This window comes from Streptomyces sp. NPDC057939, from assembly GCF_042887545.1.
In the GTDB taxonomy this organism is placed as follows: Bacteria; Actinomycetota; Actinomycetes; order Streptomycetales; family Streptomycetaceae; genus Streptomyces.
On the sequence record NZ_JBHVPG010000007.1, the window covers coordinates 1 to 16,602 of the forward strand.

A 16,602-nucleotide genomic window follows, 5' to 3' on the forward strand; every position below is an offset into this window, starting at 1 on the left:
GTAACGGACCACCTCCCCGAACCGCTCACGCAACGCCGCACCGGCCGCACGCACCACCATCACGGTCTCGTCGAGCAGGTGGGCATCGGAGGCGGCGGAGGCGGGATCGCCACTGGGCTGAAGCGTTTCGGACATGGTGGTGCTCCTGTCTGAGGAGGGGTGACGAGGCCGGGTCGCGGCGGCATGCGGCACGCGACGGCGGATGAAGCGCGCCGTGGGAGCGCAGGTGGGCGCGGAAGAAGGCTCAGTCGAGCAGTTGGGCAGCCCGCTCCGCGATGGCGTAGACGGTGGCGTTGGTGTTGGCCGAGGGGATGGACGGCATCACCGAGGCGTCGGCGACCCGCAGTCCCGCGATGCCGTGTACGCGAAGGTTCGCGGGGTCGACGACGGCGTCGGCGTCGGTTCCCATGCGGCAGGTGCCGGTGTAGTGGAAGTAGGGGCCGGTGGCCTTGCGGATGAACTCGTCCACGGATTCGCCGCGCGTCCCGGAGCCCGGCACCGCTTCCTGCTTGCGCCAGTCGGCGAACGCGTCGGCCTCCCCGATGCGGCGTGCGACCGCCAAGCCCCTGCGCATGACCTCCAGGTCACGGTCGTCGCTCAGGTAGCCGGGGTCGACGACGGGTGCGCCGGCGGGATCCGCGTCCGCCAGGCGCACGGTGCCGCTGCTGTGCGGAGCCATCGCCGAGAAGGCGATGGAGTAGCCGTCGGCCGGCGGCCGGCCCCACGCCGACGGGAGCGGGGCGGCGACGACGTAGACCTGAAGGTCCGGCCGGGCCGCGGCCGGGTCGCTGTACAGCAGGCCCATCATTTCGGCCGGCGGGTTGGCGGGAACGAACGGCACCGGTCGGCGGGCCTCGTACACCACCGCCGCCATCGGATGGTCCTGCAGGTGGGAGCCCACTCCCGGCAGGTCGGCGACGACGTCGATGCCGTGCGCGCCGAGGTGTCGTCCCGGGCCGATCCCCGACAGCATCAGGAGGTGCGCGGAACCGATCGCTCCTGCGGTCACCATGACCTCGGCGCTCTCGACGGACCGGTGCTCGCCACCCACGGTGTACTCGACGCCGGTGCAACGGCCCGCGGCGATGCGCAGCTTCCGCACGGTCGCGTCCGTGACGACGTCCAGGTTCGGCCGGTCGAGGAACGGGCGGACGTATGCGTCGGCCGCGCTCTGGCGGGCGCCGCCGGGCAGATTCATGTCGCTCCACCCGAAGCCGGTCTCCAGCCCGCCGCCGATGTCATCGGCCCGGGTGAACCCGGTTTGCAGCGCGGCGTCGACGCCCGCCGCGGCCAGGGGATGGGGGTCCTGGACCGGGGCGACCACGACCGGCCCGTCCGTGCCCCGCAAGGAGGCGTCACGGTCGCGGGTGCTTTCGCTGCGGCGGAAGTAGGGCAGCAGGTCGTCGAAACCCCACCCCGGGGCGCCGAGTTCGGGCCATTCGTCGTAGCCGGAGCGGTGCCCGCGCAGGTGGTAGAGGCCGTTGATGCTCGACGATCCGCCGAGCGCCTTGCCGCGCAGCACGTCAGCGGTCCTGCCCGTACCGGCCTGCACGGTCGAGGCGCCCAGCCACAGGGATGACGGGTCGAACCCGAGGAACCCCCAGGGGGGTGCCATCGCCTCGGTCGCGTTCCGTGCTCCCGCCTCCAGCAACAGCACGCGCACGCCGGGGCGTTCCGAGAGCCGGGAGGCGATCACGCACCCCGCTGTCCCCGCTCCCACAACGACATGGTCATAAGGACTCTGGCCCATCATGTCTCCGCTTCCCACGGCGGCACTGTCCGACCACCGGGTCTCAAAAGGGGCTCATCGACGATCAAAGAGCTGGTTTGCTTACATGTACTCAAGGGCCCGAAGAGTTGGGACGGCTCTCTTCCGGTCGGCCCGGTGCCTAGCTCGGCCACCTCCGAGCGCGGCGTGCGGAAGGCGTTGAACCGGCTGGTCAGTAGCGGGCGGGCGCCGGTGGATCAGGGTCCTCGGGATTCCTGTCCTTGGTGCGCACCCGTCCGCGAACGGCCCGGGTTTTCCTTCTGCCGTCGAAGCTTAGGAACGCCGACACGGCACGTGCTTGAACCTCAGCGACGTTCGTTCGGAACCTCAGCGCCAGATGAGGGGCGGACCGCGGAGGCCGGTGAGGGGGCAGGCCATCGTTGGCTTGCGTACGCGCCGATGTGGTGATGTTGCTCCCGGGCGTGCCCAGACCTTCTGCGCCGCGACAGGACGGATCGGGGGGCGTGCGTGCGAGCGCGAACAGGGGTGGCGGGGACCGGCCTGGTGGCGAGCGCGTCGGCGGGTACGCGGGCCGGGCGCAGGGTGGTCGTGATCGGCGGCGGCCCCGCCGGTCTGACCGCTGCGCTGGAACTGGCCGAGCGCGGCTTCTCCGTGACGGTGGTCGAGGCCCGTGCCCTGGGCGGCAAGGCCCGTAGCATCCCGGTCCTGGGCACCGGCCGGGACGGGCGCCGCGACCTGCCGGGGGAACACGGTTTCCGTTTCTTCCCGGGCTTCTACCGGAACGTCACCGAGACGATGGCTCGGATCCCGTCCCCCGGAGGTGGGTCCGCATCTCGTACCGTGGCCGATCGGTTGGTGGCGACGTCGGAGGTTCTGTACGCACGTGACCGGGGCCGTGACGGGGTGGTCGTGGACATTTCCGGCGGCCCCGCGACCCGGACCGTGGAGGCGACCCTGCGGGCCGTGGGGCGGCTGCTGGCGCGCACCCCCGGCCTCTCGGCCGAGGAGAGCGCGCACTTCGCCAACCGGCTGCTCGTCTACGCCACCAGCGGTACCGCCCGGCACGACGGCGAGTTCGAGAACACGTCCTGGTGGGATTTCACGGCCGGTGCCACCGCATCGGAGGAGTACCGGCGCCTCTGTGTGATCGGCCCGACCCGCAGCCTCGTCGCGGCCAAGGCCGAGGTCGCCAGCGTGGCGTCCATCGGCCGCACCCAGGTGGAGTTCTGGTCAGGACTGCTCGGCGGGCCCGGTCACGCCGAGGCGGACCGGGTCCTGGACGCACCCACGACGGAGGCTTGGATCGGCCCGTGGGCGGACCACCTGGTCGGGCTCGGGGTCCGGTTCCTCGTGGGGCACCGGGTCACCGGGCTGCGGACGGCACGCGGTGCGGTGCGGGCCGCCGCCGTCCGCACCCCGTCCGGCGCTCCGCACGAGATCGAGGCCGACTGGTTCGTGTGCGCCGTACCGGCCGAGGCCGCCGTACGCACCCTCGGTCCCGAGGTGTGCGAGCTGGACGACTCCCTGGCCGGCATCGACCGGCTGGAGACGGACTGGATGACCGGTGTGCAGTTCTTCCTGCGCGAGCGGACGCCCCTGGTCCGCGGCCACGTCATCCACGTCGACTCGCCCTGGGCCCTCACCTCCATCGCCCAGGCCCAGTTCTGGTCGGACATCGACTTCCCGAACCGGTACGGCGACGGGGCGGTGCGCGACTGTCTGTCCGTGGATGTGTCCGCCTGGGACGTGCCCGGCCCGCTGACCGGGAAGCCGGCCCGCGCGTGCACCCGCGAGGAGGCGATCGCGGAGGTGTGGCACCAACTGACGGATTCGCTGCGCCGCGACGGACGGGACCTGCTCCACAAGGACCTGATGCATTCCTGCTTCACGGACCCGGCCATCGCGTGGCCGACGGAGCCCGGAGGCCTCGCCCGCAACAGGGAGCCGCTCCTGATCAGCACCGCCGGCTCCCGGCGGTGGCGCCCCCGGCCCGCGGGCAAGGTCCCCAACCTGTTCCAGGCCGGCGACCACGTGGACGTCGACCTCAACCTCGCGACCATGGAGGCCGCCGATCAGAGCGCCAAGGCCGCGGTCAACGCCCTCCTGTCGACGGCCGGCTCGCGGGCGCCCGCGTGCGTCGTGCGCGGCCGGGACCAGCCTGCCGAACTCGCCGGGCTCCGTCGTCTGGACGACGAACTGAACGCGGCGGGCCTGCCCAACGCCTTCGACCGCCCGGCCCCCTGGGAACGGCAACGGAGCGGGGCGCAGGGCCCGCTACCCCGGTGATCAGTGCGTGCGGCCGATGACGAAGGCGGCAAGGTCCCTCAGGTCCTCCCCGGCCTCCTGCGAGGGCGGGCAGACCCGGGCGAGTGCGTCCAGCGCCGTCCGTTCATGGGTCCGCGCCGCCGCCTCCGACACGGCTCGGGCACCGCTACGGTCCAACAGCCGGCGTGCCTCGCCGGTCTGCGACGGGGTCCACGGCCCGGGCATCGCGTACAGCTCGCGCAGCCGACCGGTGACGGCCTTCTCGGGCAAGGTCTCGTCCTCGGCCAGGGCGACCGCCACCGGATGGGACTTCTTGCGGGCCGCCAGGTCGGCTCCGGCCGGTTTTCCGGTCACCGCGGGATCTCCCCAGAGACCGAGGACATCGTCGACGATCTGGAAGGCGATGCCCAGATGCTCCCCGAAGGCGGCCAGATCGCCGGCCGCGTCGGGGGCGGCGCCGAGAGCGCAGGCGCAGGCGAACAGCGAGCCGGTCTTGTCCGCGTGCACCCGAAGGGTCGCGCCCACCTCGGGACACGCTTCGTCCTCCAGGGCGAGATCGAGGGCCTGCCCCTGAGCGAGGCGTACGAGCGCGTCCCCGAGCAGGCCGGTGACCCGAGCGGACGCGCGCAGCTTTCGGAGGCGCCCGGGGTCGGCCGCCGAGCCGGGCAGCCGGAGGGCGTCGAGGAAGCCCAGTTCGAGGGCGTGCGGGGTGAGGGCGCGCACCGCGCATTCGACGGCGTCGACGCCGAACACGCGCCACGCCGCGGGCCGGCCCCGCCGCACCTCGTCCTTGTCCATGACGTCGTCGTGGAGCAGGGAAAGCGCATGGAGCATTTCCACGGCCGCCGCCCCGGCGCGCACCAGAGGGTCCCTTTCAGCGCCGGGAGCGCCGCCCGCGGCGCGGGCGGCGGCGAAGACGAGCGCCGCCCGTACCGTCTTTCCGCGACCGCCCTCGGCCACGGGACTTCCCTCGGCGTCCCGCCATCCCCATTGGTAGGCGAGCACGCTCGCCGCGGCCGGGTCCACCCGTTGCAACAGTGGGGCGATCACCCCGTCCGTACGGTGTCGGGCCTCGGCGAGGAGGGTGTGGACCCTGGAAGGGCTGCGACGAGCGGCGACCGACACGAATCCTCCGGAGGCGGCCGACGGGAGGGCCGGGGCGGCAGGGCACACAACACGCAGGAGGTTACCGGGCCACGCGCACCAACGGCCCGGCGGACCGGTCCCGCCACAACCGGCGAGTTGACCCGCCGCGTGGGTGATGCGTGCGGGGCGGGTTGGTCAGATGCCGGTCCTGCCGGTGATCCAGAGTCGGTAGGCGCCGGTGTTGGTGTGGACGGACGGGTAGTTGGTGCTGCATGTTTCGGCGCCCCAGCTGACGATGCCGATCTGGCGGCCGTTCTGGACGAGTGGGCCGCCGCTGTCGCCGGCGCAGCCGCCGCGGCCCAGCTCGACTCCCGCCTTGTCGAAGGTGCACAGGTGGTTCACCAGGCTGATGTTCTGTCCGAGCCAGCGCAGTTGACAGGTCGCGACGGGCAGGACGGTGAGCGTGGCCTGCTGCAAGGTGTTCGGCGACGGGCCTCCGCCGCTGAGCCGTCCCCAGCCGGTCAGGGTCGCGCTGCCGCCCAGGACGTCCGGCAGCGCCGGAAGTGGGATCGGCTGCACCAGGGCGGTGAAGGCCAAGGGTGTGCTCAGCTTCACCAGCCCGATGTCGTTCGGCGTACCGGGCGCCCCGGGCGCGTAACCCTCGTGCACGATCGTCTGTTGCACCGCGTACGCGGTGCCCGCAGGTGTCAGGGTGTTCGAGCCCACGACGACCCGCAGTCCGGCGGCCGGTGTTCCGGTCAGGCAGTGGGCCGCGGTCAGTACCCACCACTCGCCGATGACCGAGCCGCCGCAGGAGTGGTGCCAGGCCCCGGCGTTCTGCTTCTGCAGCGACACCTGGTACGGGTACGCGCCCGCGGGGGCGTCGGTCCCGCCCACGACCCGCGTGACCGGTCGCGGCACGGACACCGCCGCCGCCCCGCCACCGGTCACCAGCCCGGCCGCGGCCAACAGGCCAGCCAGCACCGCCACGACTCGCCCGGCCACCCGCCCCCGGCCACCCGTCCACGCCATGGCAACTCCCCCGATCCGGCGCGCCCTTTCGGTCGGGGCGCGATCGATTCGCAGCCTGCCAGTCCGCAGGGGGCCTGTGCGAGCCGCGAACAGGCCGTTCCGGAGCCGGACGGCTACGTTCCGCAGCCGGCGGCCCCGAGTTGCCGACGGCTCGGCCCCTTGCCATCGTTTGTCCTGAGTGCCGGATCAGGGACTCGGGGGTACGGGAGCGGTTCCGATGAGCAGTGGCCACGAGGACGATGCCGGGCTCGACAAGCCGTGGAGCAGGCCCGGACGGGGCCGGTACGCCCTCGGGCGCCTCTCGGGCATGCTGCGCCCGAACATCTCGGTGTACCGACCGGAGCCGGGCAGGGTGCGTGTCGAGAACGATTGCCCGGTCGTCACCCGGGACGGCACGGTTCTGCGCGTCAACGTGTACCGGCCGCCGGATGACAGCACCCCGGTACCCGTGATCCTCTTCGCCCACCCGTACGGGAAGGACGACCTCGCCGAGTTCAACGCGGCCGGTCGTCCCAAGCTGTCGTTCCGCTACCGGGTGATGCGCCAGACCGGGCCGCTGGTCTTCTCGTCGCTCACCACCTGGGAGGGGCCCGACCCGGTGTGGTGGGTCGGGCAGGGCTACGCGTTGGTGAACTGCGACGTCCGGGGCGCGGGCACGTCCGACGGCGTCGGGTCGCTGCTGTCCGCCCAGGAGGGCGAGGACGTCCACGACCTGATCGAGTGGGCCGGGGCCCAGCCGTGGAGCAGCGGGGCCGTCGGGATGCTCGGGGTGTCGTATCTGGCGCTGACGCAGTGGCGGGCGGCTGCCACCCACCCGCCGTCGCTGAAGGCGATCGCGCCGTGGGAGGGGTTCACGAACGCCTACCGAGGGCTGGCGCGCCCCGGCGGCGTTGAGGAGAACGGATTCCTCAGGTTGTGGGACCTCGGTCTGAAGAAGGTCCGGCAGGCCTACTCGTTCCGGCGGGAGAGTTCCCGTCGACCGGTGATCGATGCCTGGTACCGGTCCCTCGACCCGGACCTGTCCGCGATCGAGGTGCCCGCGCTGGTCTGCGGCAGCTTCTCCGACAACAACCTCCACAGTCGCGGGTCGTTCGCCGGATTCGAGCGGATCGCGTCTGCGGAGCGGCACTTGTACACCCACCGCGGCGGCAAGTGGGCCGTCTTCTACGACCAGGAGGCCCGCACGGCCCAACTGCGTTTCTTCGAACGCCATCTGAAGGGGCTGGACGTGCCGCGACTGCCCCGGGTCCGACTGGAGGTCCGGGATCGCGCCGACCACGTGATGGAGGTCCGGGACGAGGAGTCCTGGCCACTGGAGCGCACCCGATGGACCCCCGAATACCTCACGGCCCGGGGTCTCTCGGCCGATCCCCCGGCCGCGCCGGGAGCCCTTTCCTTCGACGTCCGCCGGCAAGGCGCCCGGTTCGGCTGGACGGTCGCGGAGGACACGGAACTCACCGGACCGATGGCGCTGCGGCTGTACGTCGAGCTGCACGACGCCGACGACCTCGATCTCGTCGTGGGCGTCGAGAAGTGGAACGGGGGACGGTTCGTACCGTTCGAGGGCTCCTACGGGTACGGCCGCGACCGCGTCGCCACCGGATGGCAGAACCTCGCGCTGCGGGCGCTCGACCCCGACCTGTCGCGCCCCTTCGAGCCCGTGCCGGCCTGTCTGGTGCGCGAACCCGTTCCGTCGGGGGAGGTCGTCCCCGTCGACGTCGCGCTCGGGGCCTCCTCGACCCTGTTCCGCGCGGGGGAACAGCTCCGGCTGGTGATCGCCGGCCGCTGGCTGTCCCCGCGCAACCCGCTGACCGGTCAGTTCCCGGCCTCCTACCGGACCCGCGCCCGGGGACGCTGCACCCTGCATTGGGGACCTGACCGGCCGGCGCATCTGCTGCTGCCCGTCATCCCGGCGAGCACCTGAGGGCATGACGAGCCCGTGCCCGACCGGCCGGTGTCCGCCGGTCGGCTCTGATCAGTGGGGCAGCGCGGTCAGCCAGTCGTGGACGGCATGGGCGGTGGAGCGTGCGTGTCCCTCCAGGAGGGTGAAGTGGTCGCCGGGGACGGTGGTCTCGGCGTGCGGAAGGGGCCAGGCGGGGGCCGGCGCCGTGCCGGGCAGGGCTTCCCCGGCCCGGACGAAGAGGGTCGGGGCCGCCGGCCCCGTCGGGCCCCATCCCGAGTACAGGCCGAAGTAGCCGGCCATGGCGGTCAGCCGGTCGGGGTCGGAGGAGGCGAACCGGGCCGCGCGGCGCAGCATGTCGACCGTCATCGGGGCGAGGGCCTCGTCGGCCTCGGCGCGGGCGGCCGGATAGGTGTCCAGCAGGACGACGCCGACCGGGGCCGCGTCCTCGGCCGCCAGCCGCTCCGCCACGGCCTGGGCCACCCATCCGCCCGCCGAGCGTCCGAGGAGGGCGAACGGCTCGCCGTGCGCGGCGGCGCGGACGGCGGCGGCCTGGGCGGTGACGAAGGCGTCGAGTGTGGCGGGCAGCCGTTCCCCGCGCCGGAACCCCGGATGCGGCAGGGCCGTGACCGGCCGGAGGCCGGCCAGTCCCCGGGCGAGGCGGGCGTACTCCTGTGGTCCGGACAGTGCGCTGAGCGCCGGGAAGCAGAGCAGCCGGGCTTCCGTGCCGCCCGCGGCGAGCGGGACGGCCCCCGGTACCGCCCCCGGCGCCTCGCCGCGGTCGAAGACCGGGCGGAGCCGCGCGGTGAGGGTGAGCAACCCCATCGCTTCCATGCTGCGTCCACGCTCACAGGCGGCACGGAAGAGCCCGGCCAGCGAGTCGGGCAACTCCGTGTCGCCCGCCGATTCGGCCGCCGCGGTGACGGTGGCCGGCGTCGGGGGCGTCGGCGTCGCCGTCGGGGGCGCCTCGTATTGCTGCGCCAGGTGGGTCGCGACCGCGCGCGGGGTCGGGAAGTCGAACAGCAGGGTGGGCGGGAGCACGGTGTCCGTCGCGGACGCGAGGCGGTTGCGCAGCTCGACCGCGGCCAGGGAGTCGAGCCCCCGGTCGGCCAGCAGGTCGTCCGGGTCGATCGCCTCGTCGTCCTCGGTGTGACCGAGCACCTCGGCCGCCAGCGCCCCCACTTCGGCGAGCAGCAGGCCGCTGCGCTCGGCGGGCGGCGCGTCGGCGAGCCGACGGACGAGCGACTCGGAAACCGGGACGTCGAACCGATGACCCGGTACGGCCGCTCCGGTCCCACCGGCGTACCCGGTCCGCCCCGCTGATCCGGTCGGTCGGGTGGCGACCGTGCGGGAAGGCACGCCGGGTGCGGGGTTCGGATCGAGGCGGGCCGCCACCGGAGCCGGGTCTGCGCCGCGGACGGCCGCGTCGAACAGGGCGAGGCCCTCGGCCGGTGCGAGCGGGGCGAATCCGGCGCGGGCCATCCGCCGGAGGTCCAGCTCCGTGAGGTGCGCCATCATGCCGCCGCTCTGCTGCCAGGGCCCCCAGGCGATCGATGTGCCCGGCAGGGCGAGCCGTCGGCGCTCGCGGGCCAGGGCGTCCAGCACGCAGTTGGCCGCCGCGTAGCCGGCCTGGCCTGCGGAGCCGAACGCTCCGGCCACCGAGGAGAAGAGGACGAACAGGGCGAGTTCGTGGTCAGCGGTCAGCTCGTGCAGGGCCAGGGCGGCATCCGCCTTGGGCCGCAGCACACGGTCGAGCCGTGTGCCGTCCAGCGCGGCGAGGATGCCGTCGTCGAGCACCCCCGCGGTGTGCACCACACCGGTCAGCGGGTGGGCTGCCGGTACTTCGCCGAGCAGGGCGGCGAGTGCCTGCCGGTCGGCGACGTCGCAGGCCCGCACCGTGACCCGGGCGCCCAGTTCCGCGAGCTCCGCGCACAGCTCGGTCATTCCGGGCGCGTCGGAGCCACGTCGCGCGACGAGCAGCAGATGACGGACCCCGTAGGTGCGGGCGAGGTGGCGCGCCACCGTCATGCCCAGGGAACCGGTCGCCCCGGTGATCAGGACGGTGCCCTCCGGGTCGAGCCGGCGTACGGGACGCGGAGCGTCCGCCGCCGGTTCCGGTACGCGGACGATTCCGGGGACGTGAGCCACGCCCCGCCGTACGGCCGTCTCGGGCCGGGCGTCCGCCAGGAGTGCGGGCAGCACGGCCGCGGAGTCGGGGTCGGCGTCGAGGTCGATCAGGGCGAAGCGGTCCGGGTTCTCCCGCTGCGCGGAGCGGATCAGTCCCCAGACGGCTGCCTGGGCGGTACCGGTCCAGGCACCGGCGTCCGTGTGGGTACGGGTCCCGGCCTCACCCGTGTCGATGGCGCCGGTGGTGACGACCACGAGGCGTGAGTCGGCCGGCCGGGGCTCCGCGAGCCACTCCTGCACCAGGGCGAGGGCCCATCGCGCCGCCCGGTGCACCTGCGCTGCGGGATCCACGGCGCCGTCGGCCGCCGATGGTGGCGGGCAGAGGGCCACGACGACCTCCGGTGCGTCGGCGGCGGCCGCCGCGAGGTCGGTGTAGCGCGGGACGCCGTGGCTCGCGGGCGCCAGGACGTCGTACGACTCGGCGACCACGCCGGTGTCGGCATTGACACCCCTAACGGCATCGGTACCGGTACCGGTAGCGGTATCGACGTCGGCGAGCACGCCCCACCTGGGCACGGGGCCGACCACCGCGGGCTGCTGCGGCAACCGCGTCCAGTCCACCCGGAACAGCGAGGCGGCGGGAGGTCGCACCTCACCGGATCCGGTGGGCGGCAGGGGGCGCAGGGCCAGTCGACGGATCGTCGCCACGGGCGCGCCGGCCTCGTCGGTCAGCTCCAGCCCGATCCCGCCCCCCGCCTCGGGGATCCCTCGGCCGGGATGCGTCATGCGCACTCTCAGCCGCCGCGCGCCGAAGGCGTGCAGGCGTACGCCGGAGAAGGCGAACGGCAGGGCCGCCGCTCCCCCGCCCGATGCGGTCCCGGGCCGGACCTCGCCCTCACCCGGGGGGAGTTCGGCGAGCGCCACGGTGTGCAGGGCGGCGTCGAAGAGCGCCGGATGGAGGGCGAAGCCCGCCGCCCCCTCCCCCGTCGCGGGAAGGCCGGCGGACTCGGGCAGGCTCGCCTCGGCGTACACCTCGTCACCGAGGCGCCAGGCGGCGCGCAGTCCCCGGAAGGCCGGCCCGTAGCGGAGCCCGGCACCGGCCAGGCGTGCGTACGCGCCGCCGGGCGCTCCCCCCGCCGGGGCTCCGTCGAGGTCGATCGGGACCGCGCCCTGCGGGGGCCAGGGGTGTTCCGACGCCGGGGCGACGGACGGTTCCCGGGCCGCTTCCGCTTCCGCTTCCGCTTCCGGTACGAGGGTTGCGGTCGCGTGCCGCCGCCAGGGACCCGGGGCCGCCGCGGCGCGGTGGAGGCGGGTGTGGACCGTGAGGGTCCGCCGGCCCGCGCCGTCCGGGCCCGCCACCTTCATCTGGAGCTCGACGTCCGCGTCCGGGGGCAGCGGCAGGGGTGCGGTCAGGGTGAGTTCGTCGAGGACCGGCGTTCCCGCCCGCTCGCCCGCGTACAGGGCCATCTCCACGAACGCGGTCCCGGGCACCAGGACGTCCCCGGCCACGGTGTGCTCGGCCAGCCAGGGCTGGTCGCGCAGGGAGAGGAGCCCTCCCAGCAACAGACCGTCGTCGTCGGCCGTGGCCGTCCGGAACGGCAGGAGCGGGTGGGGCGGACCGGCCGGCGGGGCCGTGGGGACGGGCGTCGGCGTGGGGGCGGTCCTCTGCGGCGGGTCCGCGTCCAGCCAGTACCGGCGGCGCTGGAAGGCGTACGTGGGTAGCGCGGTGCGTCGCGCCCCGTGCCCGGTGAAGACGGCTCGCCAGTCGACCGGAACGCCGTGCGCGTGCAGCGCGGCCACGGTGTCGAGCAACGCGCCCGACTCCGGCCGTGCGCCGCGCAGCGTCGGAAGGATCAGCGGCGCGGGCGCTCCGGCCTCCGGTGCGTCGGCGGACTGGGTCGGCGGGGCGGTCGCGGGCCGTGGCTCCGGTGTGGTGAGGCAGGTGCGTGCCAGGCCGGTGAGTACGCCGTCCGCGCCCAGCTCGACGAAGTGGGCCGCTCCGCGCGCTCGGAGGTGGGTCAGCGAGTCGGCGAACCGGACCGGTCGGCGCACGTGGTCCACCCAGAACTCCGGGGTGCGCAGTTCCTCATCGGTGGCCGGCCGCCCTTCCACGGCGGTGACCAGCGCAAGCGCGGGAGTGGCGAAGGACAGGCCCTTCACCGCCGCGGCGAACTCGGCCAGCATCGGCTCCATGTGAACGGAGTGGAAGGCGTGGCTCACGCGCAACGGCGCGGTGGATCGGCCCAGGTCCCGGAAGTACGCGACGGTCTCGCGCACCGCGGCCTCGTCCCCGGAGACGACCACCGCGGCCGGCCCGTTGACGGCGGCGATCTCCACCGGCCGTCCCGTCCGCGCCAGATGGGCGGCGACCTCGTCCGCGCCGGCCGCCAAGGATGCCATCGCGCCGCCCGGCAGCGCGTCCATCAGCCGGCCCCGGGCGGCCACCAGCGTGCAGGCGTCCTGAAGGGACAGCACCCCGGCGGCATGGGCCGCGGCCACCTCGCCGATCGAGTGCCCGGCCACCAGGCCGGGGCGCACGCCCCAGGACTCCAGCAGCCGGAACAGGGCCGTCTCCAGGGCGAAGATCGCCGGTTGCGCGAACCGGGTCGTGCGCAGGAGGGCGTCGGCCTCGGTGTCGTCGGAGGCGAACACCACGTCCCGCAGGGGCTTGGGCAGCAGCGGGTCGAACAGTGCGCAGGTCTCGTCGAAGGAGCGGGCGAACGCGGGATGCGTCGACCGCTGTCCGTACAACTGCGCCCCCATCGCGAGGCGTTGGCTTCCCTGCCCGGTGAAGAGGAAGGCCAGGGGGCCGGACCGGCGGGCTGCGCCGGTGTGGACGCCCGGCCGGCGCCCTCCTTCGGCCAGTGCCCGCAGCGAGGCGAGCAGTTCCGCACGGTCCCGGGCCACCAGCACGGACCGGTGTTCGAAGGACGAGCGGGTGGTGGCGAGGGAGTAGCCGATGTCGGCCGGTTCCGCTTCCGGGGTGGCGGACAGGTGCTCGGACAGCCGCCGGGCCTGTTCCCGTAGCCCGGACCGGGTCCGGGACGACAGTACGAACGGGACCGGAACGGCACCGGAGGCCGGGGCGGTCGGTGCGGGGCGGGGGGCCCGGGGGCGGTCCTCGGGTAGGGGTTCCTCCAGGACCACGTGCGCGTTGGTCCCGCTGATGCCGAAGGAGGAGACCCCGGCCCTGCGCGGGCGGTCGCCGGCGGGCCACCGCACCTCCCGGGTCAGCAGCGCCACCCGCCCCGACGGCCAGTCCACAGCCGGATTGGGTTCGTCCGCGTGCAGCGTGCGCGGGAGCACGCCGTGCGCCATCGCCTGCACCATCTTGATCACTCCGGCCACGCCGGAGGCGGCCTGGGTGTGGCCGATGTTCGACTTGATCGAGCCGAGCCAGAGCGGTCGTTGCCGTGACTGGCGTCCGTGGACGGCCAGGAACGACTCCGCCTCGATGACGTCCCCCAGCCGGGTGCCGGTGCCGTGGGCCTCGACCGCGTCGATGTCCGCGGGCGCCAGCCCGGCGTCGGCCAGGGCCTGGCGTATGACCCGCTGCTGGGCCGGGCCGTGCGGTGCGGTCAGCCCGTTGCTCGCGCCGTCCTGGTTCACCGCCGAGCCGCGGACCACGGCCAGAACCGGGAGCCCGGTACGACGCGCGTGCGAAAGCCGGCTCAGCAGCAGCATCCCGGCGCCCTCGGCCCAGCCCGTGCCGTCGGCTGCCGCCCCGAACGCCTTGCAGCGGCCGTCCGGCGACAGCGCCCGCTGCCGACTGAACTCCACGAAGGACGCGGGCGAGGACATCACGGTGACCCCACCGGCCAGCGCGAGGGCGCACTCGCCGCGGCGCAGCGCCTGGGCGGCAAGGTGCATGGCCACCAGGGACGAGGAACAGGCCGTGTCCACGGTGATCGCCGGCCCTTCCAGGCCGAAGGTGTACGAGATGCGGCCGGAGGCGACGCTGCCCGCGTTCCCGATGCCGAGATACCCCTCCACCTGCTCGGGCGTCACCGCGAAGCGGGCGGCGTAATCGCCGTACATCAGCCCGGCGTACACCCCGGTCGCCGAACCGCGCAGGGTCCGGGGGTCGATCCCGGCCCGTTCGACGGCCTCCCAGGCCACCTCCAGCAGCAGCCGGTGCTGCGGGTCCATCGCCGGCGCCTCGCGGGGCGAGATGCCGAAGAAGCCCGCGTCGAAGCGGTCCGCGCCGTGCAGGAAACCGCCCTCGCGGACGTACGTCCGGCCGGGGCTGTCGGGGTCGGGGTCGTACAGCCCGTCGACGTCCCAGCCCCGGTCCGCGGGGAACGGGCCGATGGCGTCCGTCCCGTCGGCCACCAGCCGCCACAGCTCCTCCGGGGTGCTCACCCCGCCCGGGTAGCGGCAGGCCATCCCCACGATGACCACCGGGTCGGCGGCGTCGGCGTCGCGGTCGTCGCTGCCGCCGGAAGGGGCCTCGGCCAGGTCCCGGAACGGGGTTCCGGTGTCGGCCTCCCCGGCGCCGGCGCCCAGCGTGCAGAGGTGGGCGGCGAGGGCGGCGACGGTCGGGAAGTCGAAGGCGGCGGCCTCGGAGAGCGGGATGCCGGTCGCCGCGGCCAGCCGCTCCCGCAGCACCGTGGCCGCCAACGAGTCCATGCCCAGGTCCCGCAGCGCGGTCCCGGGCTCCACCGCCTCCGGCGCGCAGCCCAGTACGTCCGCAGCGGTGCGCCGCACCAGGGCCAGTACGTCGGCCGTCGCGTCCCCCGCCGATGCCGTGGGGTGGTCCAGCAGCCGCCCGGCCAGGTCGGCGAGCGCGGGCCGGCGTACCTTCCCGGACGAGGTACGGGGGATGCGCTCGACCTCGTACAGGGCGGCGGGCACCTTGTGGAGGGAGAGTTCCCGGCGGCAGGCCGCCAGGATCTCGGCACGATCGAGGACGCGGCCGGGCTCGGTGACCAGGAAGGCGACCGGCACATCGCCGAAGGCGGGGTGCGGGCGGCCGGCCACGGCGGCGTCCGCCACCTGGGGCAGCCCGCGCAGCACCGCCTCCACTTCCGAGGGGTGGATGTTCGCCCCGCCGCGGATGATCAGATCACCGGCCCGACCGGTGATCACGAGCTCCCCACGACCGTCGACCCGGGCCAGGTCCCCGGAGCGGAACCAGCCGTCGCGCAGTACCGCGGCGGTGGCCTGCGCACTGCCGTGGTACCCCGCCGTCACGCCGGGTCCGCTCACCCACAACTCCCCTTCGCCCACGTCCTGTCCGTCCGCCCCGCCGCCGACCCGGACCCGGGTGCCGGGCAGCACCCGGCCGCAGGACTCGGCCGTCGTCGGGTCGCCCGGCGCCGCCATGGTGACCGGGCCCGCCTCGGTGCTGCCGTAGTGCTCCAGGTAGGGGACGCGGCAGACCTGCTCGAACTCCCTGCGGAACGCGGGCCCCGCCGAGGCGCCGCCGCTGACGCAGCCGCGCAGGGCGGGCGTGCCCAGACCCGGTGCCGGTCGGCGGTCGCGCTCGTCGTCGACCTGACCCGTACGACGTGTCGCTTCGGCGCGCACCTCGTCGAGCAGGGCGGAGTACGTGGTCGGTACCCCGCCGAGAAGGGTGTACGGGGCGTCCGTACGGCGCAGTTCGGCGAGCACCTCCGCCACCGTGAAGCGGCGCGGGATCATGGCGCTCGCCCCGGTGGCGGCCACCCCCACCGCGCAGACCACGTGGCTCATGGCGTGGTGCAGCGGCAGCGGCCAGAGCAGTCGGTCCTGCCGGGACATCCCGAGGACGCCCACGAGTCCGGCGGCCACGGGCGCGAGGCGGTTGCGCTGTGTGAGCAGCACGCCCTTGGGGGTGCCCGATGAGCCGGAGGTGTAGAGCAGCCAGGCCACCTCGTCCAGCCCGAGGTCGTCCGGCGCGGGCGTACCCGGTTCGGTGTTCACCAAGTCCGCGTAGTCGAGCGGGACATGGTCCGCGTTCCCCGGACGCGGGTGGTCCGGAGCCGCCGCGACCGGGTTCGTCCCCTGTGGTTCCTCCGCCTCCGCGACCACCAGCGCGATCAGCGCGGGGCGCGTCTCCAGGAGCGGGCGCAGCCGGGGCAGCCGGGCGGAATCGGTGAAGACGACGCGGGCTCCGCTGTCGTCCAGCAGGTGGGCCAGCTCCGGCCCGGAGCCGTCGGGGTCCAGCGGCACGGCCACCGCGCTCGCCCGGGTGACGGCCAGCAGGCTCTCGACGGCCTCGACGCGGTTGCCGAGCAGGATCGCCACCCGTTCGCCGCGCGCCAGGCCCAGCCCGGCGAGGCGCCCTGCCAGGCGTCGGGTTCTGCGTTCCAGATCGCGGTAGGTCAGCCGGGTACGGGGATCCTCGAAGGCGACCTGCTCCCCGTTGCTCCGGGCATGCTCGCGCAGGAGCACCGGGAGCGGCCTGACGATGTCCTCGCCCGTACGCATCTGATCACTCACCCGTCCGAAACCTCCTGAGTGGACCCCTGGTTGAGATGTC

At 74.2% G+C, this 16,602-nt stretch carries 6 protein-coding genes; 2 read left to right on the forward strand and 4 right to left on the reverse strand.

Going from position 1 to position 16,602, the window contains the following annotated elements; genetic code table 11:
- Window positions 1-244: 244 nt before the first annotated feature.
- Window positions 245-1,753: a GMC family oxidoreductase gene (locus ACFVS6_RS10530; RefSeq protein WP_389702929.1), complete on the reverse strand. Its 1,509-nt coding sequence runs from the start codon at window positions 1,751-1,753 to the stop codon at window positions 245-247.
- A 483-nt stretch (window positions 1,754-2,236) separates the two neighbouring features.
- On the opposite strand from ACFVS6_RS10530, the gene ACFVS6_RS10535 reads away from it, so the two are divergent.
- Complete coding sequence (locus ACFVS6_RS10535) at window positions 2,237-4,015, forward strand: FAD-dependent oxidoreductase (protein ID WP_389702532.1); 1,779 nt, start codon at window positions 2,237-2,239, stop codon at window positions 4,013-4,015.
- Here the strand turns inward: ACFVS6_RS10535 and ACFVS6_RS10540 are convergent, their stop codons facing one another.
- Both ACFVS6_RS10540 and ACFVS6_RS10545 read right to left on the reverse strand, forming a co-directional pair.
- Window positions 4,016-5,119 (reverse strand): polyprenyl synthetase family protein, encoded by a 1,104-nt coding sequence (locus tag ACFVS6_RS10540; protein ID WP_389702533.1) that lies wholly within the window; start codon window positions 5,117-5,119, stop codon window positions 4,016-4,018.
- Between the two features lie 156 nt (window positions 5,120-5,275).
- Window positions 5,276-6,112 (reverse strand): serine protease, encoded by an 837-nt coding sequence (locus tag ACFVS6_RS10545; RefSeq protein WP_389702535.1) that lies wholly within the window; start codon window positions 6,110-6,112, stop codon window positions 5,276-5,278.
- Window positions 6,113-6,329: 217 nt separating this feature from the next.
- On the opposite strand from ACFVS6_RS10545, the gene ACFVS6_RS10550 reads away from it, so the two are divergent.
- On the forward strand, window positions 6,330-8,036 hold the full coding sequence (locus ACFVS6_RS10550) for a CocE/NonD family hydrolase (protein ID WP_389702537.1): 1,707 nt from the start codon (window positions 6,330-6,332) through the stop codon (window positions 8,034-8,036).
- 51 nt (window positions 8,037-8,087) lie between these two features.
- Here the strand turns inward: ACFVS6_RS10550 and ACFVS6_RS10555 are convergent, their stop codons facing one another.
- Complete coding sequence (locus ACFVS6_RS10555; protein WP_389702539.1) at window positions 8,088-16,562, reverse strand: type I polyketide synthase; 8,475 nt, start codon at window positions 16,560-16,562, stop codon at window positions 8,088-8,090.
- Between the last annotated feature and the right edge of the window lie 40 nt (window positions 16,563-16,602).